The 21,728-nt window shown below is 62.3% G+C and carries 22 protein-coding genes, 1 tRNA gene and 1 pseudogene; 7 read left to right on the top strand and 17 right to left on the bottom strand.

Going from position 1 to position 21,728, the window contains the following annotated elements; genetic code table 11:
• The first annotated feature begins 5 nt into the window (after positions 1–5).
• Complete coding sequence (locus KBX17_RS04975) at positions 6–818, top strand: RecB family exonuclease (RefSeq protein WP_256018738.1); 813 nt, start codon at positions 6–8, stop codon at positions 816–818.
• On the opposite strand, the gene KBX17_RS04970 is transcribed toward KBX17_RS04975, so the two are convergent.
• The 10 genes and pseudogenes from KBX17_RS04970 to KBX17_RS04925 form a co-directional block, all read right to left on the bottom strand.
• Positions 815–2,491 (bottom strand): formate--tetrahydrofolate ligase, encoded by a 1,677-nt coding sequence (locus tag KBX17_RS04970; protein ID WP_256018736.1) that lies wholly within the window; start codon positions 2,489–2,491, stop codon positions 815–817. The genes KBX17_RS04975 and KBX17_RS04970 overlap by 4 nt on opposite strands.
• 19 nt (positions 2,492–2,510) lie before the next feature.
• Positions 2,511–3,821 carry an anaerobic C4-dicarboxylate transporter gene (locus KBX17_RS04965; protein ID WP_370687582.1) on the bottom strand — a complete coding sequence of 437 codons (1,311 nt, stop codon included), beginning with the start codon at positions 3,819–3,821 and terminating at the stop codon, positions 2,511–2,513.
• A 136-nt stretch (positions 3,822–3,957) separates the two neighbouring features.
• Complete coding sequence (gene aspA / locus KBX17_RS04960; RefSeq protein ID WP_005290137.1) at positions 3,958–5,376, bottom strand: aspartate ammonia-lyase; 1,419 nt, start codon at positions 5,374–5,376, stop codon at positions 3,958–3,960.
• Positions 5,377–5,397: 21 nt separating this feature from the next.
• Complete coding sequence (gene hisG, locus KBX17_RS04955; RefSeq protein ID WP_256018734.1) at positions 5,398–6,249, bottom strand: ATP phosphoribosyltransferase; 852 nt, start codon at positions 6,247–6,249, stop codon at positions 5,398–5,400.
• Between the two features lie 19 nt (positions 6,250–6,268).
• Positions 6,269–6,532, bottom strand: a complete 264-nt coding sequence (locus KBX17_RS04950) for a phosphoribosyl-ATP diphosphatase (RefSeq protein WP_256018733.1) — start codon at positions 6,530–6,532, stop codon at positions 6,269–6,271.
• A gap of 5 nt (positions 6,533–6,537) precedes the next feature.
• Positions 6,538–7,230: an HAD family phosphatase gene (locus KBX17_RS04945; RefSeq protein ID WP_256018731.1), complete on the bottom strand. Its 693-nt coding sequence runs from the start codon at positions 7,228–7,230 to the stop codon at positions 6,538–6,540.
• Positions 7,223–7,603, bottom strand: a complete 381-nt coding sequence (locus KBX17_RS04940) for a hypothetical protein (RefSeq protein ID WP_256018730.1) — start codon at positions 7,601–7,603, stop codon at positions 7,223–7,225. Before KBX17_RS04940 ends, KBX17_RS04945 begins: the two co-directional genes overlap by 8 nt.
• A gap of 24 nt (positions 7,604–7,627) precedes the next feature.
• Positions 7,628–8,866, bottom strand: a complete 1,239-nt coding sequence (mshC, locus tag KBX17_RS04935) for a cysteine--1-D-myo-inosityl 2-amino-2-deoxy-alpha-D-glucopyranoside ligase (RefSeq protein ID WP_256018728.1) — start codon at positions 8,864–8,866, stop codon at positions 7,628–7,630.
• A gap of 35 nt (positions 8,867–8,901) precedes the next feature.
• Positions 8,902–9,018, bottom strand: a pseudogene (locus KBX17_RS04930) (undecaprenyl-diphosphatase); the annotation flags it as partial.
• A gap of 436 nt (positions 9,019–9,454) precedes the next feature.
• Positions 9,455–10,282 carry an undecaprenyl-diphosphate phosphatase gene (locus KBX17_RS04925; protein WP_256018778.1) on the bottom strand — a complete coding sequence of 276 codons (828 nt, stop codon included), beginning with the start codon at positions 10,280–10,282 and terminating at the stop codon, positions 9,455–9,457.
• A 117-nt stretch (positions 10,283–10,399) separates the two neighbouring features.
• Here KBX17_RS04925 and KBX17_RS04920 point away from each other — a divergent pair, with 117 nt between their 5' ends.
• Together KBX17_RS04920 and KBX17_RS04915 are read left to right on the top strand one after the other, a co-directional pair.
• The gene (locus KBX17_RS04920; RefSeq protein ID WP_256018727.1) at positions 10,400–11,464 is read left to right on the top strand and encodes a WD40 repeat domain-containing protein; all 1,065 of its coding nucleotides are present in this window, start codon (positions 10,400–10,402) and stop codon (positions 11,462–11,464) included.
• Between the two features lie 12 nt (positions 11,465–11,476).
• Entirely contained in the window at positions 11,477–12,553 is a 1,077-nt protein-coding gene (locus KBX17_RS04915; protein ID WP_256018725.1) for a quinone-dependent dihydroorotate dehydrogenase, read from the top strand.
• Here the strand turns inward: KBX17_RS04915 and KBX17_RS04910 are convergent.
• Positions 12,550–12,903, bottom strand: coding sequence for a hypothetical protein (locus KBX17_RS04910; RefSeq protein WP_255994931.1), 354 nt, complete (start codon positions 12,901–12,903; stop codon positions 12,550–12,552). The two genes, KBX17_RS04915 and KBX17_RS04910, sit on opposite strands and share 4 nt — an antisense overlap.
• Before the next feature lie 392 nt (positions 12,904–13,295).
• Positions 13,296–13,826, bottom strand: a complete 531-nt coding sequence (locus KBX17_RS04905) for a YbhB/YbcL family Raf kinase inhibitor-like protein (RefSeq protein ID WP_256018723.1) — start codon at positions 13,824–13,826, stop codon at positions 13,296–13,298.
• A 174-nt stretch (positions 13,827–14,000) separates the two neighbouring features.
• Here KBX17_RS04905 and KBX17_RS04900 point away from each other — a divergent pair.
• The 3 genes from KBX17_RS04900 to KBX17_RS04890 all read left to right on the top strand — a co-directional run bounded on the left by KBX17_RS04900 (position 14,001) and on the right by KBX17_RS04890 (position 15,379).
• Positions 14,001–14,086, top strand: a tRNA-Leu gene (locus KBX17_RS04900).
• Positions 14,087–14,138: 52 nt separating this feature from the next.
• A complete protein-coding gene (locus KBX17_RS04895; protein WP_256018722.1) occupies positions 14,139–14,792 on the top strand; it encodes a TVP38/TMEM64 family protein in 654 nt (217 codons plus the stop codon).
• A gap of 23 nt (positions 14,793–14,815) precedes the next feature.
• Positions 14,816–15,379 carry a MarR family transcriptional regulator gene (locus tag KBX17_RS04890; protein WP_255994934.1) on the top strand — a complete coding sequence of 188 codons (564 nt, stop codon included), beginning with the start codon at positions 14,816–14,818 and terminating at the stop codon, positions 15,377–15,379.
• Positions 15,380–15,389: 10 nt separating this feature from the next.
• Here the strand turns inward: KBX17_RS04890 and KBX17_RS04885 are convergent, their stop codons facing one another.
• The 3 genes from KBX17_RS04885 to KBX17_RS04875 are packed head-to-tail and all read right to left on the bottom strand — an operon-like array spanning position 15,390 to position 17,978.
• The gene (locus tag KBX17_RS04885; protein WP_256018720.1) at positions 15,390–16,691 is read right to left on the bottom strand and encodes an SPFH domain-containing protein; all 1,302 of its coding nucleotides are present in this window, start codon (positions 16,689–16,691) and stop codon (positions 15,390–15,392) included.
• A 2-nt stretch (positions 16,692–16,693) separates the two neighbouring features.
• Positions 16,694–17,119, bottom strand: a complete 426-nt coding sequence (locus KBX17_RS04880) for an NfeD family protein (protein ID WP_040423705.1) — start codon at positions 17,117–17,119, stop codon at positions 16,694–16,696.
• A 10-nt stretch (positions 17,120–17,129) separates the two neighbouring features.
• Positions 17,130–17,978, bottom strand: coding sequence for a DUF3097 domain-containing protein (locus KBX17_RS04875; RefSeq protein WP_256018718.1), 849 nt, complete (start codon positions 17,976–17,978; stop codon positions 17,130–17,132).
• 63 nt (positions 17,979–18,041) lie between these two features.
• Here KBX17_RS04875 and KBX17_RS04870 point away from each other — a divergent pair, with 63 nt between their 5' ends.
• Complete coding sequence (locus KBX17_RS04870; protein WP_256018717.1) at positions 18,042–18,791, top strand: hypothetical protein; 750 nt, start codon at positions 18,042–18,044, stop codon at positions 18,789–18,791.
• Positions 18,792–18,798: 7 nt separating this feature from the next.
• On the opposite strand, the gene KBX17_RS04865 is transcribed toward KBX17_RS04870, so the two are convergent.
• Complete coding sequence (locus tag KBX17_RS04865) at positions 18,799–19,848, bottom strand: ferrochelatase (protein WP_256003675.1); 1,050 nt, start codon at positions 19,846–19,848, stop codon at positions 18,799–18,801.
• A gap of 36 nt (positions 19,849–19,884) precedes the next feature.
• Positions 19,885–21,645, bottom strand: a complete 1,761-nt coding sequence (locus KBX17_RS11535; protein ID WP_256018715.1) for a DIP1281 family NlpC/P60 protein — start codon at positions 21,643–21,645, stop codon at positions 19,885–19,887.
• Between the last annotated feature and the right edge of the window lie 83 nt (positions 21,646–21,728).

The raw sequence follows: 21,728 nt of genomic DNA, 5'->3' as shown, positions 1-21,728 counted from the left end.
GCACGATGAAACCGCTTGCCCTCTCCCCCTCGCGCGCCAACGACTACCTGCAATGCCCGCTGAAGTATCGCCTCCGTGCGATCGACCGGATCCCGGAACCGAAGACGGAAGCCCAGGTCACCGGAACGCTTGTGCATGCTGTTCTCGAGGAGATGCACGCCTGGCCCCGCGAGGAGCGGACTTACCCCGCCGCGGTGAAGCGCATCAAGCCGGCATGGCAGAAGATGCTTATCGACGATTCTTCCTGCGCCGACCCTATTGCTGACGAGTACGCCCTGTTCGTCGCGGCGCGTTCCCTGCTGCGCGGGTACTTCGAGATGGAGAACCCGCACGGTTTCGACTCACACGCCCAAGAAATGTACGTCGATGCCGTGCTGCCGAATGGTGTTCCCGTGCGCGGGTTCATCGACCGCGTGGACATTGCGCCCACGGGTGAAATCCGTGTTGTCGACTACAAGACGGGCAAGAAGCCCTCGCCCCGCTTCTCTGACGAAGCAAAATTCCAGATGCGGTTCTACGCACTGGTGTACTGGCGCATGTTCGGCACGATTCCGCACCAGCTGAGGCTGATGTACCTCAAAGTGATTGATTCACTCTTCCTTGCCCCATCGCGGGAAGAACTCGAATTCTTCGAACGGGACTTAGGCGACCTGTGGCACAAGATTCAATCCGACGGGCAGTCCGGCAACTTCCGCCCAAAGCCGTCGAAGCTGTGCAACTGGTGCTCGTTCCAAGCCCTGTGCCCGATCTACGGTGGGACACCGCCGGAGTACCCCGGATGGCCGGGGTCCGCGGCTGAGACTGTTCCGGAGATTTAGAACAGCCCGCTGATCGTGCCGGTGGCGTCGACGTCGATATTGTTGGCGGCGGGCACCTTGGGCAACCCCGGCATGGTCATCACGTCGCCGGTCAGAGCGACGACGAAGCCAGCACCGGTGCGCGGGATGAGCTTGCGCACGTGCAATGTGTGTCCCTCCGGTGCACCAAGCGCAGCTGGGTCATCCGAGAAGCTGTACTGGGTCTTTGAGACGCACACCGGAAGGGTGTCCCAGCCGTTGTCCTTGATCGTCTTCAAGTCGCGCTGTGCATTGACCGAGTACTGCACCTTGTCAGCGCGGTAGATCTCTCGGGCGAGAGTCTCGATAGCATTCTCAATCCCATCGGCAGGGTCATACAGCGTCTTCGACGTGCCTTCGGTGAGGTTGTCCAACAGCGTTGTGGCCAGTTTCTGGGCTCCTTCGCCGCCTTTCGCCCACACCTCGGCTTCCTCCAGGGCGACGCCGAACGACTCGGCCCATTCACGCATGAAGTCGCGTTCTGCCTGTGTATCGGACGCGAACAGGTTGAGCGCGACAACCGGGGTAACACCGAACTTCCGCACGTTCTCCACGTGGCGCTCGAGATTGGCCACGCCCGCCTTGAGCGCCTCAAGGTTCTCGTCCGTGAGCTTCTGCTTGTCGACGCCGCCGTTGTACTTCAGCGAACGAATCGTCGCCACAATCATTGCGCCGGCGACATCCAAGTTCCCGTATGCGGCCTTGATATCAAAGAACTTCTCGGCACCCAGGTCAGACCCGAAGCCCGCCTCGGTGAGTACGATGTCGGCGCACTGCTGCGCGGTGCGGGTGGCAATGAGGGTGTTGCAGCCGTGCGCAATGTTCGCAAACGGTCCGCCGTGAATGAACGCTGGCGTACCCCCGAGAGTCTGCACAAGGTTCGGGTTGAGAGCCTCCTTGAGCAGCGCTGCCATGGCACCTTCGGCGTGGAGATCACCGGCGGTGACAGGCTTCCCGTCGAAAGTCAGGCCAATGGTGATCCGCGCCAGGCGCGCTTTCAGGTCTTCGAGGTCGGTGGCGAGGCCGAGTACAGCCATGATCTCGCTGGCCGCGGTAATGGTGAAGCCGGTCTGGGCCGGGACACCAGAGGCTGGGCCACCGAGCCCGGTGACCACGTTGCGCAGGGATCGGTCGTTGACGTCCAAGCAGCGCTGCCATGTCACGCGCCGGGCATCGATTCCCAGCTCGTTGCCCTGCTGGATGTGGTTGTCGATCATCGCGGCCAGCGTGTTGTTGGCAGACGTGATCGCATGGAAGTCACCGGTGAAGTGAAGGTTGATGTTTTCCATCGGCACCACCTGCGAGTAACCACCACCGGCGGCGCCGCCCTTGATACCCATGACTGGGCCCAGCGACGGTTCACGCAGAGCGACCATGGCGTTGTGGCCCTGCTGCGCCAATGCGTCGGTCAGACCAATCAGGACGGTCGACTTGCCTTCGCCGGCCGGGGTCGGCGACACACCGGTGACGAGGATGAGCTTTCCATTCTTGTGGTCGCGGTCCGCCGATTGAAGCGCACTGACATCTACCTTCGCCATGTTTCTGCCGTACGGGATGAGTGCACCGTCGGGCACACCGGCCTTCGCGGCGATGTCCCCGATCGGTTCGAGTGTGTGGGCTTGGGCAATAGCGACGTCAGAGGTAGGAGCGTTCATACCTCCCAGCGTAGGCGCGCTATATCAGCACCGCACCGAAACCGTAACCCAGCAGGACGGAGAGAATGATGCACACTGTGCCCGGAATGATGAACGGGTGGTCAAAGACGTATTTTCCGATCCGCGTGGAACCGGTGTCGTCCATCTCCACTGCCGCGAGCAGAGTCGGGTATGTAGGCAAGACGAACAGCGCGGACACTGCCGGGAACGCGGCGACTGCAGTCAGCGGGCTGACTCCAATGGCAATAGCCGCTGGCATGAGCGCCTTCGCGGTGGCTGCCTGGGAGTACAGCAGAGATGCCGCAAAGAAGAGCACGACCGCCAACAGCCACGGCTGCGATTGCAGCACGTTACCGGAGATGTCCTGAATCTCGTCGATGTAGTGGTTAATGAAGGTGGTGCCCAGCCACGCGACACCGAGCACACAGACCGCGGCCGACATTCCGGAGCGGAACACCTGGGTGTTCAAAACCTGCGCGGCTTGCTGCTTTGTCACCATGAGAATGATGGCCGCGGCCGCCAGCATGATGGTCATGATCGCCTCATTGCGCGGGATCGTGGGTTCTGCGATGAGACCGACTTGATCGGAAATGATCGTCGCGTACACCATCACTACGACAATGGCGACGAGGAAAATGATCACAGATGTTTTCGCGCCCTTTGTCGGTGCGAAACCGGTCTGCGAGGCGGGAGGCTTGACCAAGCCTTCCTCGAGTCGCTGGCGGTAAACAGGATCGTCTACAAGGTCCTTGCCCATTCGGTTGGCCAACCATGCCGTGGGAAAGATGGCCAGGAATGTTGCAGGAATCATCACACCGAGCAGCTGCAGGTAACCCACGCCGTGAGGCTCAAGCAGGTCTGCCATGAAGACCACAGCGGCCGAGATCGGTGAAGCGACAATGGCCATCTGGGAAGCGATGACCGCCACCGTCAGGGGGCGCGACGGCCGGACCTTGCCCTCCTTCGCCACCTCCACAATGACGGGCAGCGTGGAGAACGCGGTGTGGCCGGTTCCGGCTAGGACGGTCATGAGCCAGGTAACAATCGGCGCGTACAACGTCACGCGCTTCGGGTCGCGGCGGAGGAACTTCTCCGCCAGATACACCAGGTAGTCCATTCCGCCGGCGAGCTGCATCGCTGAAATCGCAGCGATGACGCACATGATGATGCCGATGACATCGAAGGGAATGTCTTCGGCAGTGACCTGCATGCCGGTCAGGCCGAGCGCGATAACGCCCAAACCTCCGGCGAAACCGATAGCGATGGAACCCAGGCGGGCGCCCAAAATGATGGCGCCGAAGAGGATGATGAGCTGAAGCACTAACAGCACAACGGGGTCCTTTCTCGAGCACAGTGAGAGCTCTGTTGAGTTGCGATACCCCCAGTATGCGACGCAAAAGACCGCCCTACCAGGCTGGTAGAGCGGTCAGAGGCGGATTGTGGCGAGGCTAACCCCCGTTTGCGTCTCACTCCAGGTAGAGCTTGCCGCGGAACTCCGGGTGCATGAGGTTTTCCTTGGAGAGAATCTTGTCGAGGGTTTCTTCGTCAAGAAGCTCCTTCTCCAGCACGAGCTCGCGCACACCGCGGCCCGTCTCAGCGGCCTCCTTACCGATCAGGTCACCATTGTGGTGGCCGATGAACGGGTTGAGGTAGGTGATGATGCCGATGGAGTTCTCCACATAACCCTGGCAGACGTCCTTGTTGGCAGTGATGCCAGTGACGCACTTCTCACGCAGCGTCTTCGCGGCGTTGCGCAGCAGTGAGATGGACCCGAACAAGCTGCGAGCGATGACCGGCTCCATCACGTTGAGCTGGAGCTGGCCGGCCTCGGCGGCCATAGAGACGGTGACGTCGTTGCCGAACACCTTGAAGCACACCTGGTTGACCACTTCGGGGATGACCGGGTTGACCTTCGCAGGCATGATCGAGGAACCAGCCTGGCGCTCCGGCAGGTTGATCTCGTTCAGGCCGGCGCGCGGGCCAGAGGACAAAAGGCGCAGGTCGTTGCAGATCTTTGACAGCTTCATGGCTGCGCGCTTCAGGGCGGAGTGAGCCATGACGTAGCCGCCGGTGTCACTCGTTGCCTCGATGAGGTCCGGGGAGGTGGAGATCGGCAGGCCAGTGACCTCGCGCAGAGCGGCGGTGACTTGGTCACGGTACCCGCCCGGAGTGTTCACGCCGGTGCCGATTGCGGTGGCGCCCAGGTTGATCTCCAAAAGCGAGTCAGCTGCCTGGCGCAGTCGGTCCTGCTCCTCCGCGAGATTGGCACCGAAGGCGGTGAACTCTTGGCCCAGAGTCATGGGGACAGCGTCCTGCAGCTGGGTGCGGCCCATCTTGAGGATGTCGTGAAACTCATCGCCCTTGGAACGGAACGCCTTCTGCAGTTCATCCAGTTCCTCGATGAGGCCCTGGAACGACTGGTGCAGACCAAGGCGGAAACCAGTCGGGTACGCGTCGTTCGTGGACTGCGACATGTTGACGTCGTCGTTCGGGTTGATGACGTCGTAGGAACCCTTCGGGTGACCCAGGAGCTCGAGCGCAAGGTTGGCCACGACCTCGTTGGTGTTCATGTTCACCGATGTGCCCGCGCCGCCCTGGTAGGCGTCGATGGGGAACTGGTCCATGCACCGGCCGTCGTGAAGAATCTGGTCGCATGCGGCGATGATCGCGTCAGCCTTGTCCTTCGGCAGGGTGTGCAGACGGCGGTTGGCCATCGCGGCGGCCTTCTTCACCATGACCATGCCGCGGACAAAATCCGGGTAGTCCTGGATCTTGGCGGACGAAATCTGGAAGTTGTCGATCGCGCGCATCGTGTGCACGCCGTAGTACTTGTCGTCGGGAACGTCGACGGTACCGAGCAAATCTTCTTCTGTTCTGTAGCCCATACGTGCCCAGTGTAGCCAGATTTAGATTCGCGCGATCTTGAGCTCCGAGGCGAGGATTGCTTCAGCACCAGCTGCGGCGAGACGGTCCATGAGTAGGTTCGCTTCCTTGCGCGGAACCATCGCGCGCACGGCGACCCAGTTCTCACGCTGCAGCGGGGAGACCGTCGGCCCGGTCAGCCCCGGGGTGATGTCCACAGCGGACTGCAGATTGTCGCGCGAGACGTTGTAGTCGAGCATGACGAAGTTGTGCGCCGTGAGAATACCGCGGATGCGCGAGAGCACGATCTCATCTTCTACGGTCAGCTCGCGCCCGGTGCGCTTGACCACGACTGCCTCGCTTGCCACAATCGGCTCCCCGAACGGAGCAAGCCCCTGTTGGCGCAGCGTGGCACCGGTGGAGACCACGTCGGCAATAGCATCGGCCACGCCGAGCTTGATGGCGATCTCTACTGCGCCGTCGAGGCGGATCACTTCAGCGTTAATGCCGCGGTCGGCGAGGTAGTCGGCCGCCAAGTGCGGGTAGGAGGTCGCCAGGCGCTTGCCCTCAAGATCTGCAATGGTCATGCTCTCAGCCGCATCGGCTGGGGCGGCAAAGCGGAAGGTGGAGCCGCCGAAACCGAGGTCGAGGATCTCTTCGACATCCGCACGCGAATCGAGCATCAGGTCGCGACCGGTGATGCCCAGATCAAGATGGCCTCCGGCGACATAAATGGCAATGTCTTTCGGGCGCAGGAAGAAGAACTCGACTCCGTTGGCTTCATCGACAATGTTGAGAGCCTTGGTGTATCCGCGGCCCTTGTAGCCAGCTTCTCTGAGGATGCCGGTCGCAGCCTCGGACAGGGAGCCCTTGTTGGGCACGGCAATCTTGATCATGGGGGTGTCAGGACTCCTATTAGAGGTATTTGTAGATGTCGTCCGGGGTCAGGCCGCGGTGAACCATCATCACCTGCGTCCAGTAGATCAGCTGGCTCATCTCCTCGGCGAGTTCCTCGTCGGACTGGTACTCGGAGGCGGTCCATACCTCGCCGGCTTCTTCGAGGATCTTCTTGCCGATGAAATGCGCACCCTTGTCCAGAGCCTCCACCGTGCCCGAACCGGCCGGACGCTCGGCTGCTTTGGTAGTCAGTTCCGCGAAAAGATCCTCGAAGTTTTTCACGCGAGTTACTTTATCCGATCCCGGGCAGCGCTGAACCATGCGGACACATCGTGTGCATCGGCACCGACGAACTCGGCTGGATCAAACCGCACCACACCTTCCGGGACGTCGTCGGCAAGCCCAAGCACAACGCACCCGGCCGTGGCGGCTGCGGACATACCGGCCCAAGAATCCTCGAAAACGAGGCAATCGACAGGATCCTCCCCCACGATCTCGGCAGCACGCAGGTACATGTCCGGCGCCGGTTTCGCCTGGGCCACCTCATCACCGGTGACAGAGTCGACGAAGAACTCACGGCCGACGATGTCAATGCAGTAGTCCGCCAGTTCACGTTCCGTGTTCGTGGTCACCAGCATCCGCATCCCCTCGCCCTTGAGAGAGGCGAGAAAGTCGCGCACGCCGGGATTCGGCTCCACATCGCCGGCGAGCAATTCGCCCATCCGCTGGTACATCCAGGACCGGTAACGGTCATAATCACCGTCGACAAGCTCGACTCCCGCCCACTCCGCGCACACGCGCAACGTGTTCGCAAAGGCACCGCCGACTGTCTCTTCGCGCTTTTCTGCGCTCAGCCTGCGGCCAAGCAGCTCTGAGAGCTCGTAGGTGGCAATGCCCCACAGCGGCTCAGTGTCAACCATCGTGCCGTCCATGTCCCAGAACACGGCCTTCGGCGCCGTGCTTGGTGTGCGGCTAGTCAAGCTCGGGAAGGGAGTTGAGTGCTTCGTCGTCAGCGCCGGTGGCCGCAGCCGCGCGGTACGCAAGGTCCTGCAGGTCCGACTTCTCCTCCGGCTCCAGGACAGCTTCAGCGTGCTTGGCGTTGAACTCGTCGAGCTTGGCAAAGAACGGTTCCACGACCGAGTTCAGCTTCTCCCCGTCCGGGTCGTCGCCGATGATCTCCAGGGCGTCGAGGTACTTCTCGATGAGCTCTTTCAGGTCCGGCAGGACTGCCGGGTCAAACGGCTCCTCCCACAGTTCCCTATCGCTGTCCTGTAGGTACGAACCGGTTGCAAACGTGGTCAGGTCGTCGATGAATTCGTCGACATCGCTCTGGAACTGATCGCGGATTGTCATACCCGCTATTGTGGCGCAGTTTCGCTACACCCGCACGCCAAGCAAGCCGTCCAGTGCAGCTGCAACGATCCCGTTGTGGTCACCGTGTGCTGCGTCGACGATGCGCAGCGCCTCTGGAGTGTTCAGGTCGTCCGCGAGAGCAGCACGCAGCTTATCGACGGTACCTACCGCCTCGTCTTCGCTGACCTCATTCGTGAGAGCTTCGCGCCAATTGGCCAAACGCTGCTCCGCCTGGTCCAAGACTGCGTAAGAGAAGTCGCGGTCGTCGCGGTAGTGGCCCCCGAACACGGCAAGTCGGATCGCTGATGGGTCGTGACCTTCTTCGCGCAGCTTGTGCACGAAGACGAGGTTGCCCAGAGACTTAGACATCTTCACCCCGTCGAGCGCGATCATGCCGGCGTGGACGTAGTGGCCGGCCATGCGCGGGACCGCGTACGCGGCCTCTGCGTGGGCGGCCGAGAACTCATGGTGCGGAAATGCGAGGTCAGAGCCGCCGCCTTGAATGGCGAACTGCGTTCCCAAACGATTCGTCGCAATAGCGGAGCACTCTATGTGCCAGCCCGGCCGGCCCGCACCGAAGGGGGCCTCCCACGCCGGTTCGCCCTCACGGTGGCCGCGCCACAGCAGCGCGTCCAGCGGGTCGCGCTTGCCTGTACGCTCCGGGTCGCCGCCGCGCTCGGCGAAGTACTCCTCCATCGTGGCGCGGTCGAGGTTGGACTCGTAGCCGAACTGCTCGGTTGCTGTGATGGGCGCGTAGATGTCGGTGACGGGGTGGTCACCGGAGTCGTCGACAAGCTCATACGCACTGCCGTTGTCCAGCAGCGTCTGCACCATTGCAATGACCTCATCGACGGATTCCATCGCGCCGATGTAGTCGCGCGGGGGGATGACGGAGAGGATTTCCATGTCGGTGCGGAACAGGTCGGTCTGGCTCTGACCAAGTTCGCGCCAGTCCACCCCGTCGCGCTCGGCGCGCTCGAACAGCGGGTCGTCGACATCAGTGATGTTCTGGACGTAATGGACACTGTGGCCGTTGGCGTTGAGCTGGCGGTGGACCAGATCAAACGTGAGGTACGTTGCCGCATGCCCCAGGTGAGTGGAGTCATACGGCGTGATGCCGCAGACGTACATCCCGATTTCACCGCCACTGGTCGTGGCCGTGGTGTCAACCTCCTTGACCTGCTGGTCAGCGGTGTCAAAAAGGGTCAACGGGACAGGAGTTCCGGCGACGGCGGGGACGGAGGGCGCGGGCCAAGAGTGCATGGGGTCAGCCTACAAGACAGCCGTGGCTACCAGCGCTACACCGGCTCCATCACGCCGGTGGCCAGCAGGACCATCACGATCACGCCGAGCGGGATGCGATACGCCGCGAACCACGCGAACGAGTGGTGCGACACGAAGCGCAGCAGCCAAGCACATTTATCCAGCTCAGCCGGGTGAACGCTCACCGCACCTGGCATCGCACGATATCCCGGATATGCACCGATACCGGCGGTCGAACACTTTTGCGTTCTACCTGGAGTCCCTTCTCATGCTTTTGTAGCCTTCAATCCCCAAGGCGGTGAAGGAACAAATTGCCGCCACCACCGCAACCAGCATTAGGCGAGAAGCTAAGGGCTCACTGAGCCCGAAATACTGCCGGGCCACAAACAATCCGAAGATTGAAAGCAAAGACAACATCGCGAAGAATCTCAAGTTACGCAAAGTCATGTGCCAAGTTTCCTCTTCCTATCGAGCCCAACGCTAGTTGCGAGATGTCACCGATACAACGTGGCTTCGATCTGAGATATTACGAAACTCGAACTTGTTCGCAGGCCGGCCCCTAGGGTGCGACAACGAATCGCAAGCCCGCTACACCGGCTGCATCACGCCGGTGGCCAGCAGGATCATCACGATCACGCCGAGCGGGATGCGATAGGCCGCGAACCACGCGAACGAGTGGTGCGAGACAAACCGCAGCAGCCACGCAATCGAGATGTAGCCGAGCACAAAGCCGATACCCGCCCCGACGAAGAGCTGAATACCGGAGGCGGCTTGACCGGCCTGGGGGTCGAAGGCGTCGGGAAGCGAAAAGAGCCCGGAGGCGAGCACTGCCGGAATCGCGAGCAGGAAGCTGAAACGCGTGGCCACCTCGCGGTCGAGGTTCAAGAACAGACCACCGGAGATCGTGCCGCCGGAGCGCGACACGCCCGGGATGAGCGCGAGGCACTGCCACAGGCCCATGATGATGGCGTCTTTCATGGTTAGCTCGTCGAAGCCGCGCGTTTTGCGGCCCTTGCGCTCGGCGAGAATGAACACGAAGGAAAAGACGATCAGTACCGTCGCGGTGATCCACAGGTTGCGGAAGTTCTCACGGATCAGGTCTTTGAGCAGCACGCCTGCTAAGCCGACGGGAATAGTGCCGGCAATGACCATCCAACCCATCCGGTAGTCGAAACCGCGCTTGCTCTTGTCGACGAGCCCAGCGAACCACGCCGTGAGAATCCGCCAAATGTCCCTTGCGAAGAACACGAGAACGGCCAGCTCTGTGCCCAGCTGGATGACGGCGGTGAAGCTGGCGCCAGCGTCTTGGCCCCAGAACAGTTCGGAGACAATCCTCAGGTGCCCAGAGGAGGACACGGGCAAGAACTCGGTCAACCCCTGGACGATCGACAGAACGATGACCTGGATCCACGACATGTTTTCGGCTGCTTCAATCACGGGGCACAACGATATACCCTCCGCGGCTGAATACCGGCAATCATGGCGAATGGCCAGCAGATTGGTGGCGGTTGGCCAGTTGATAGGCTGACAACCGTGAAAAAGCGTGTGTTCTTGCCTGTTGTTGTCTCTGCCAGCCTGGTTTTGACCGGCTGCACCCAAGGCATGATCGAGCAGGGCGAGGAGCAGATGGACACCATGGGCAACGCCGAGCCCGTGGCCTCACCAGACGCAACTGACCCAGCGGGTGAGGTCATCGACTTCGACCCGATCCAAGACATCGATCTCGTGCCGGCAACGCGCACCGATACCGAGATCAAAGACGGCGGCCTTGGTGTGCGGGCTGGCGACAAACTGCTCGTCGGCGACATCGACATGCTCACCTCCGGCAATGCGCGGGAAACCGCAATCGATCCCGACGCCGCGGACATCTCGGCGAACGCCGGCAAGTTCGCGGTTGCGCGCGCGGACCACAACGAGGTCGAACTGGTCGACCCTGCTGCCCCGAATAACCCGAACACAATCGTTCCCGTCGGCGACGAGGTGACTGTTGCTGCTCCCCTCTTCAGCGGCGGCATCATCGCTGGTTCCGACACGGAAGAACGCGTCTGGATCTACGCCGAGGACGGCACCGAGCTAGATACCTTCACAGTGGCCCGCCCGTCCGACTACCTCCTTGCGCAGGAGCAGACGGACGACGATGACCGAGTCGTGCGCATCAACCGCTTTGACACCACCATCCAAGACCTTCACGTCGAAGGGCGCCAGGGCGGAACACTGCGTGTTGGATTGGGCGTGGGCAAAGTCGCCTTCGGCGAAAACGGCATGGTGCTGGCTGCCGATGCCACCGGCAACCGCATGCTGGTCTACACCACGGATGAAGTCGTCCGACTGCACCAAATGGTGCCTACCGACGGCAGCCCCTGGGATGTCGCGTGGGACTCGAAGCGCCGTCTTGCCTGGGTGAGCTCCACCGAGACCAACACGGTCACCGCCTATGACCTTTCCCAGGGTGTACCCCTGGAAAAGGGGAAGCTGAACACTGTTGCTGATGCTCAAAGCCTCATAGTGCTGGAAGACGGCTCACTCGTGCTCGGCTCCGCCTCAGGCGACGGGCTGCAAGTCATCGATCCGGCTACTGTCGATAGTGCCACCAACTAAAAGGAGACCGCTGTGAGCGCCTACGACCGTCTTCTCAAGGTCATGTTCCTACTCCCCCCGGAGCGTATCCACGGCATCATCGGTGGCTCGCTCACGCTGTTGAATGCGGTCACCCCAGCCAACCGCGGCATGGAAAAACTCGTCCGCGTTCATGACCCCGTGCTCAAGCAGACGCTTTTCGACGTCTCCTTCCCCGCCCCACTCGGCCTCGCCGCGGGCTTTGATAAGAACGCCACGGCCATCGACTCGTGGGGGGCAATCGGCTTTGGATACGCCGAGCTCGGCACCGTTACCCCGCGCCCGCAGCCAGGCAACCCGGCCCCGCGCCTGTTCCGTTTGCCCGCCGACAAAGCGATTTTGAACCGCATGGGCTTCAATAATGAGGGCGCGCTCGATGTGGCCCGCAGGTTGGAGCGCAAGCACTCCAACGACGTTGTTGGAATCAATATCGGCAAAAACAAGACCTCCACGGATGCTGTCGCCGACTACCGCACTGGTGCCTCCCTGCTCGGTCCACTTGCTGACTACCTAGTAGTCAACGTCTCCTCCCCCAACACACCCGGCCTGCGTGACCTGCAGGCCATTGAGGAACTGCGCCCCATTCTCGCCGCAGTGCAGGAATCGACCGACACCCCGGTCCTGGTGAAGATCGCCCCGGATCTTTCCGACCAGGATGTCGATGCCGTCGCCGACCTCGCCCATGATCTGGGTCTGGCAGGCATTGTGGCCACCAACACCACGATCAGCCGCGAGGGGTTGAAAACCGACGCGGACGAGGTCGCTGCGATGGGGGCTGGCGGGGTTTCTGGTGCGCCCGTCGCAAAGCGCTCGCTCGAAGTGCTCAAGCGGCTGCACGCGCGTGTCGGCGGGAAGCTCGTGCTCGTGAGCGCGGGCGGCATCTCTACCCCTGAACAGGCGTGGGAGCGCATCGCGGCTGGTGCTCACCTGCTGCAGGGCTACACCCCGTTCATCTATGGCGGGCTGGGATGGATCCGCGACATTCACAAAGGACTTGCCGCGCAGGTGAGAGCGCACGGGCTAAGCAACATCAGCGAAGCCGTCGGCAGCGGTCTCGAGTGGAAGGCCTAAGCGGCGGCTGAACGGCGCAGAATGAGCGCGCAGATGATAGCCATGCCGGCCCACAGGAGAAGCCAGTAGGTCTCGGTGGTGAAAACGGTGGTCGTCTTCGGCGTGACCACCGACGCAAGGATGAGCACTGAAGTCAGAGCCAGTGCGATGACGCGTGTGAGGGAGCCCCGTTCTTCGCGTGTGAATGCGCCGAAACTGCCGAAGAGCAAAGCGGCAACACACAGCATTAAGTCAGACGGAGTGAACGTGAAAACGCTGTCTCCGGAGATGAACGCCATAATGGCGAGGATGATCAGGACAACGGCCAGAGCCATGAAGGCACCGCCGACACGGAGCTGAACGGGGACCATGCCGGCGACCTTACCTCACGGGGGTATGCTGCCCAGCCGCGTGCGGTGTGTTGGCTAGATCTTGAACGAGTATGGGTTCACGCCCTCTGGAAGCGTTGCACAGGGACTCCACAGTGTAATTGTGAGCATCGGCAAATCGTCCGGGCGGTCAAGAGACGAAATGATGGCCGCTCCGGCGCCCAGTGTTCTTGCGGAATAAGCGCTTGCAACTCACGCTGGATGGCCACCGAATTCTCCTTGGCCTCCTGAATAGTCGGAGTTTCAGCCGGCGAAAGAGCCGTAGACGACTCAGAAGGCGCAGACAGAGATGGCACCAGCACCTCGCTCATGCTGCACCCGGCAAGAGGCGCCGGAAGCAGACACAGCGCTGGAAGAACCTTCGCGCGCAATGCTTAGTTCTCGTACCAGCCCCACACGATGGCGCGGCCAAGCGCATGGAAGTTCAGGTTGAAGCCGAGTTGCGTTGGGTTGGCGATCTCGTCGACAGGCAGCTCAGTGTCCACAGCGTGGACAGCGTAGAGGTAGCGGTGCGGGCCGTGGCCCTCCGGCGGGTTGGCGCCGTAGTAGCCCTTGATGCCGGACGAGCCGGTCAGGGTCGTCGCACCGACACCGAGGTCCTCCTTGGAGCCAGCGCCCGACGGCAGTTCTGCGACGTCAGCCGGGATGTTGAATGCCGACCAGTGCCAGAAGCCCGATGCGGTCGGGGCATCCGGGTCAAAGCAGGTCACCGCGAACGTCTTCGTGCCTTCCGGGAAACCGGACCACGCCAGCTGCGGGCTGGTCGCGTCATCGCCAGCCAGCTTGTCGTCCAGGCGCTCACCATCGACGATGTCGGTCGACGTGAGCTCGAAGGCCGGCACGTCAGCCAGCGGTGCGTACGGATCGGGGCCGGGGAAACGGTCTTGGTCATAAGAAGCAGTCATAGCTCCTTTGTACCGGTAACTTCCTATCCTGCACACGATCTCGTCCGCGGCTAGCTCGGCACCGCTCTATGCAAACGTGCATCTACCATGCGATTTGCTCCCCGTGCGACGCACGCCTTATAGTCTTACGAGTGCCCGGCCACCCGGTTATCCTGGTGGCCGATAACACCCAAAGCCCGGGTGGCGGAATGGCAGACGCGCTAGCTTGAGGTGCTAGTGTCCTATTAACGGACGTGGGGGTTCAAGTCCCCCCTCGGGCACCCTTGACCGGCTCCCCCGAGGAGCCGGTTTTCACGTTTCAGGAGGCTTTACATGCGCGACCCTCGCCGCATCGCAGCTCTCCTCGTGGCGGCTATTGCCTTCGTTACGCTGTGGATGCTTCTTGACGTCCCGGACCTGGCCACTCTTCGCGCCTGGGCCGATCAAACCGGCCCCTGGTTCCCCGTCGTTTTCTGGCTCTCGTACATCCTGATCACGCAATTTCCAATCCCCCGCACCGTGATGACGATTTCAGCTGGCATCCTCTTCGGAACCGTGCAGGGCATCCTTCTCGCGCTCACAGCGACCACAGTGGCCGGCACGATCTCGCTGCTCATTGTGCGCTTTCTGCTCCGCGACTGGATTGAAGCCCGGCTGACGCACCCGTCGGTTCTGGCCATCAATCAACGGTTAGAGGAACGAGGATGGCTAGCTATCCTCAGCCTCCGGATGATCGCAGGAATCCCGTTCTCCATCCTCAACTACACCGCCGCACTCACCCGTGTGCGCGTGGTTCCGTTCACAGTGGCCACGCTCATCGGCTCCGCACCGGGCACGATCCTGGTCACCATCTTCGGTGACACACTTACCGGTGAGGCGAACCCTGTTTTCATCGCGATCATGGCGGTGCTTGCGGTTGCCGGCTTCGCCGGTTTGCTTATCGACGCCCGACTCCCCACCCGTCAATCCCCTACCCTAGACCACTAGCTTTAGCGGGTAGAATAGACCGCATGATTGCTGTCCACGCCCGCTACCGTGGCCGCGACACCCGCCGCGCCCAATTGGTCAAGCGCTCCGCCGAGGCACTGTCCACCCTCGATGGTGTCGGCAGCTTCGATGTCGTCGGTGTGGAGGACATCCGCGCACACGTGGATGGCGCCGAAGCCGCTTGCATGCTGATTATGGCACTTCTATCCGACGGCGACTGGGCGATCGGACTGGGGATCACCGCGGAATCATCCGCAGTAAGCCCTGCTGTCTATGCCGCAACGGACGCGGTGGGCAACCGTCCGGGAACTGTCAGCGTAGTAGTGGAAGCCGGATCCGCCGACGCAACCGGTGCTGACGACATCGCAGCCGCTTTTGCGCTCTTGAGCCACGTCCTTGCGAAGCGCACCCTTGAGGGCCGCGAAGCAACCTCCCTAGTGCGCTCAGGACTGAATCAGAACGAGGCAGCCGAGGAGCTCGGCATCTCTAAACAGGCGATGAGCCAGCGGCTCCAGGCCGCCGGCTGGCAGGCCGAGCAGGCTGGGTGGCAGCTCGCCGTGAACCTGATCAGCCGCGCTGCCAGCTAGTTGCAGCTAACTATTGGTGGCCCGGAAAACCGGGTTGACCGGGCTGACCGGTCAGCGGCTGCTCGTAGGCTACCTGCGGGAACTCTTGCTGTTGGGGCTCCCCTGGCATCGCCACCGGGCGGGAAGCACCGTCACCAGACGGGCCAGCCGGGTCGTCGTTACGCTTCACTCGCGAGCTGATCGCCGGCTTTTCGCGCTCTTCCTGCTCGTCGAGCGGAGAGTCCACCGGCTTATTGGCCACAGCGCGGGCTTCTGCCACGGCACGGGCGATCTCCGGGTCCTGGGCGGTCTCGAACCATTGGTCGGTGTTTTCGCGGCCGGCGAGGTCCTTGGTCTCTTCGTCGACAAGCGCCGCCTCGTAGCGGAAGACCCCGTCGTCGTCCTTCTTCGCATAGGCCTTCGCAAACTGCTCCAGCGCGTCGCCGAACTGCGACGGAATCATCCACATCGACGAGCCCTTGCCCTCGGCAATCTGCGGCAGCTTGTCCAGGTACTGGAACGCGAGCAGCTCGGGAGTAACGCCAGAGGTCTTGATCGCGGCGTTGACCTTCTGAATTGCGCGGGCCTCACCCTGCGCATTGAGGTACTTCGCGGCGCGCTCACCCTCAGCACGCAGGATGGTGGCCTGGCGCTCGGCCTCGGCTGCGAGAATCGCGGCGTGCTTCTCACCCTCCGCGGCGAGGATGCGTGCCTGCTTCTCACCTTCTGCAGTCTTAATGTCGGACTCGCGGCGACCCTCGGAGGTGAGGATCATCGCGCGCTTTTCACGGTCCGCCTTCATCTGCATCTCCATGGACTGCTGGATGGACGGCGGCGGATCAATCGCCTTGAGCTCCACTCGGCTAATGCGCAGGCCCCACTTCGCAGTCGCTGCGTCGAGCTCACCACGCAGGCGGCGGTTAATCGTCTCGCGCGAGGTCAGGGTCTCTTCCAGCGTCATACCGCCGACAACGTCGCGCAGGGTTGCGGTGGAAATCTGCTCCACACCGACGATGTAGTTGTCCACGCCGTAGATCGCGCGGGCGGGGTCGTTGATCTGGAACGTCACTACCGTGTCAATCGCCACGGTCAGGTTGTCCTGGGTGATCACGGCCTGCGGAGGGAAGGACACAACGCGCTCACGCGTATCGACGCGCTCACGCACCCGGTCCACAAACGGGACCAAGAGCGTGATTCCGCCCGACACGGTGCGGGTGTAGGTTCCCAACCTTTCGATGACGGCAGCTTCGCCCTGCGGGATCAACGCGATAGAGCGGAAGATGACGAAGATGATGAAAAGGAAAAGGACGATGAGAAAGATCGTCAACGGCATGGCTATTCCTTCCAGACGACGGCCGTTGGCCCGTCGATATCAGCAACAATGACGTGTTCACCCGCCGCGATGACATGGGCGGGGTCAATGGCCCGGGCAGACCAGATGGAACCGTCGAGACGCACTTGGCCGCTCGACGGAGTGATGTCTTCCAGCACGTGCGCTTTCGATCCGACCAGCGCTTTCGGAGACGTGTCGAGCGCGCGCGGCTTCGAATACCGACGGTGCAGCCAGGGCCTGAGGAACAGAATCAACGCTGCCGATGACAGCCCGAAAATGACAATCTCAGCCCACACCGGCAATCCAAACAGCGACGCCCCCGCGGTAACCGCAGCACCTCCGGCGAGCATGAGGAAAGTGAACTCACCGGCCGCAAGTTCAAGACCGGCGAGAACAAGTGTGCCGATAAGCCAAATAACTGTTCCCACGCTCAAAAGACTACAGGTCTTCTTTGCTCAGCTCCGGGTTAGTTACAAAGTCGACGAGTCTCTCCACCGCACCGATCAAGGTGTGGTCAATGTCGCGGAAGGTCTCCACCGCGTTGTACACGCGATTCCACCCTTCGCGCGGGTCGGACCATCCCAACCGCCGGCAAATGCCGGTCTTCCAGTCTTCGCTTTTAGGCACGTCCGGCCATGCGCGCATGCCGAGCTTCTCCGGTTTCACCGCAGCCCAGATATCCACGTAGGGATGACCGGTGACCAGCACGTGCGGCCCGACATTCGCGACGAGCCGGGACTCCTTCGACCCCTCGATGAGGTGATCCGCCAACACACCGATGCGCCGGCCGGGGCCGGGCTGGAATTCCTCGAGCCGCTGCGGGAGATTATCCAGTCCCTCCAGGAACTCGACCACGACACCTTCAACCCGCAGGTCGTGCCCCCACACCTTTTCCACAATCGCGGCATCGTGCACGCCCTCAACCCAAATGCGCGACGGCATAGCCACCTTCGCTTGCACGTTGTCCACGCGGCGTGAGCCAGAATTCGACTTGCGCGGCTCCTGCTTGACGACGGGCCTGCCCAACGTCACCCTCTCCCCCTCCACCAGAAACGCTCCGGGCAGCATTTTGAACAACCGCTGGGTGCCCCGGCGGTCTTCGAGGCGGACGAAATCCCCGTCGTAGGTCCGCTCGAGTCCAACGACGGCCCCGACGAACTCGTCCGGGTCGCCGAAGACCTCCGCGATAACGTCCGGAGTTGCCTCCACGGTGCGGAACGTCCGCGGGTTTTTACGGTCGTGGCCAGCGAAAATATCGCCGCCATAAGGATCATGGGATGGGCTCATAGTGGCCAAGAGTGTAGCCGATCCATTCTGTCTGATCGGGGCCCCACGCTATACTTCTCCGGCGTGAATGCCCGCACCGAAGTCTATTCTCCACTCCAGAACGCAGCTGTCTGGTTGGCTGCGTGGCTCTATGGGCACGAGTCCACTGACGCGCTCGTGTCGGCGCTGACGGACCTCGGTGGGGACCACCACTATGCCGGCCAACCGCTGGCCCACCTGTTGCGGGAGATCCGTTCCGAAGCCGACCTGGATACAGAAGGGCCAGCAGTCCGCCTCATCCTATCCGGACCTGGCCAACCGCCGGAGTTGCCCGCCGGTTCGCCAGCGGCAGCGGCCCTTGGTGAAGCCGGTGCGGTGGTCATCCGCGGCCACGCAGGGGCGAACCACATCCTGATTCCCGAATATGGCGATAACGGCACGCAGTGGCGCTGGTTCGAGGAGCACGAGCGCCTGCCTGAACCGGCCTGGCTCTCCCCCGGCGAGGCGGATGCGCTTCTCTCCCGCGCCACGAACGAAGCTGCGGTCCTCATCGAGGCGGCCGGGGGTATCTGGTCAGATCTGCCCAACCCGCGTTTGACGGTGGGGACACTGGCAGACTTCTACGACACCCCGGGGTTGCCCATGCGAACCCCGCCGCGTGCGGCCAAACTGTTCGCCCGGGCGGATGCGGTTGCGGCGGTGGTGGAGACGGTCGTCGATACGCTAGGCGACCATTCATTTGACCCGCACCTGTTCGCCCTGTGGCGCCACATCCGCACGGCGCGCATGGCCGGTGTCGCCGACGCTGTGCTCGACTACCAGCGCGGCGACTAACGCGGGCTTAGCTCTGCGGCTGGGGACGCTGCGGGGTGCAGCAGCCTTCCTTACACGGCGCGCCATTGAGCGTGCAGCCCTGAACCGTGATCGTGGACAGCGTCTTCGGTTCAGTCCCGGCGGCGGTGTTTTCCACGAGATTGAGGACGAGGTTGGCGAATTCCGGCTCGAGTCCGACCGTCGGCGTACGAGTCAAGGTGATGCCGCGCTCATCGCAAGCTTCTTTGAGCTCAGTGTCGAGATCCCAGATGACCTCCATGTGGTCAGTGATGAAGCCCACCGGCACGCAAATGATGTGCTTGATCGAGCTGTCTTCATCATGCAGCTCTTCGGTGCGGTCGACCACGTCCGGCTCCAGCCACGGCGTAGCCGGGTTACCGGAGCGGGACTGCCACACGACCTCGTAAGACGGCAGGCCGGCAGCCTCAGCGATCAGCCGGGACGCCTCCTCGACCTGGCGCGAGTACAGGTTGGCGTCGGTCGGGCCACCGGAAGCGTCATCAGCCGCGTTGGGAACAGAGTGCGCAGTGAACAGCACGCGCGTGGTGGCCTGGTCTGCGGCCTCCCACGCCTGGCGGACATGGTCGGCCATGAGCGAGACGAAGGTCGGGTGACCGTAGAACTGCCACAACTTCGTGAACTCAATGTCGCCGTGGGACTCGCGCAGCTTCACGATGTCTTCGTCATACTGGCGGCACGCCGAGTACCCACCCCAGGCCGAGGTGGCGAAGACAGCGACATTACGGTGGCCGTCCGCCTTGATCTCATCGGCCGCTTCCAATGCGAACGGGCGCCAGTTGCGGTTGCCGAAGTAGACAGGAAGGGTTTCGCCTCGCCGCTCAATCTCCGCCTCAATATTGGAGATGATCGTGCGGTTCTGCTCGTTGATCGGGCTCACACCACCGAAGTTGAAGTAGTGCTCACCGACCTCAGCGAGGCGCTCGCGGGGAATGCCGCGGCCTTTGGTGACATTCTCGAGAAAAGGAATAACCTCGTCCTCCCCTTCGGGGCCACCGAAGGAAAGGACGAGGAGGGCATCAAAATCACTCAGGGACATAGACCCCAGTCTAGATCACGTGGGGGTGGGCCCGGGCTAGATCAGACGGACCGCGTAAGGAGCCATACCGCTGTGGCGAACCGGGGACTTCTGCACGTTCGAGCCGTTCTGCGGTGCCTCGAGCATCATGCCGTCACCGAGGTAGATGGCCACGTGCTGGTTGCCGCCGTCGCCCCAGAACAGCAGGTCACCGCGCTCAGCTTCGGCGGCAGGGATCTTCTCGCCGCGCTGGTACTGGTAGCCGGTGTAGTGCGGCAGATCGACCCCAGCACCCGAGTAGGCGTAGAGCACCAGACCGGAGCAGTCATAACCCGCCTGCCCCGTGTGCGCGCTCACACCGTCGGGGATACCGGTGGTCGGGCCGTTGGCGTCGCCGCCGCCCCACACATACGGAGTGCCAATCTGCGATTCACCGCGCGCAATCACAGCCTCGATCTGGTCCTCACGGGCCGTCGCAGCCGCCGGCTGCTCTGCGCCACGGATCTCCTCAGTCGCCTGCGCAGCGTCCATGACCTCAGGCAGCACCTCGGCGACCGAGGTTCCGTTCTCTTCATCTGCTGCAGCGACAGCGTTGTCCGCCTCTTCGCTTGACGACGTCGACGCGATCTCGCGGTCACCCTCCGAGTAAGGATCGTCGAACACACCGTGGTCAGGCTGTGCTTCCCCAACAGCCTGAGCGAAAGCGTCGACAGCCGCTGCTACCGAATCCGGGTTGGACAAGTCACCCAGGACCGGGCGACTCGGGCCGGCAGGCGCTTCCTCCACAGTCACGGAAGCCTCAGCAGGCACTTCAATTTCAGCAGTCTCGGATACGTTAGCGTCACTCTCCCCAGTTTCGGAGCTCTCCTCCACCGGGGTTTCCTCCACCGGGGTTTCCTCCACCGGGGTTTCCGCAGCAGCCGGCTCCGGCGTTTCTGTACTCTCCGCATCCGGGGTCACTGAAGTTTCGCCGTCAGCGGTCTCGGACGCCTCTGCCGACTCGAGAGTCTCCGCGGCTTGTTCCGTTTCCTCAACGGGTGTAGCAGAGCCGGACGGAATTTCACTCTCGTTCGCTCCCTGAGGGGCCGCGGTCTCAGACGCAGCTTCCGGACGCAGCTCGCCCAACGCTTCCCGCGCAGTCGAGAGATTCTCGTGCGCGTCATCGCGAAGCCCAAGCTGCTCGTTCAGAGAAGACAGCGAGTTCTGCAAAGTTTGTCGAGCCTCGGACTCCGCAGTGGTTGCTGCGCGCTCACGCTCTTCGGCAAGCTTGCTGGCTTGACGCAGCGTCGATTCCTCGTTCGCCGCTTGGGTACGCGTCCGCTGCAGCTCCTCGAGCGTCGCTCGCTTGCCCTCAGATTCCTTCCGCAGATACGTCTGACGGTCAAGGGAGTCCTTACGTGCATCACCGTTGGCCTGAACACGTGCGCCGCCGCCATTACTAGACCGGTAGGCGGAACGGGAGATTTCGTCCAGCTCCGACTGTGCGCGCTCAACATCGACCTGGGTCTCGTTGAGACGGTCGCGTGCCGCAGAAGCACCGCGGCGGGCCTGCTCAGCAAGCGATTGAGCATCGTGGAGATCAACCAGCGCTTGGTTGACTGACTCAGCGAGACCGCCGATCTCCAGATTGAGTCGATCGATCTCGGCCTCGCCTTGAGAGATCTCAGAGATAATCGAGGGCACGGGCGTGTCCTGAGCGACAGCGGTCGTCGACGAGCTGGCGATGGACAGGGTAACTGCGCATGCTGCGGCCGGGACGACGCTCCGGAAACGGAAACGAGTCCACGACGCCTGCGCGGAACGAACGGTGAATCCCACGGAGGTATTCCTCTCACCGCACAACCCACCGTGCAGCGGGCGGTCGCGCCGAACTTAGTCGGATAGCCACGCGCGGCACACTG

Source organism: Corynebacterium sp. CCUG 65737 (genome assembly GCF_024454115.1).
GTDB classification, from domain to species: domain Bacteria; phylum Actinomycetota; class Actinomycetes; order Mycobacteriales; family Mycobacteriaceae; genus Corynebacterium; species Corynebacterium genitalium.
This window is presented reverse-complemented; position numbering and strand designations above follow the sequence as displayed.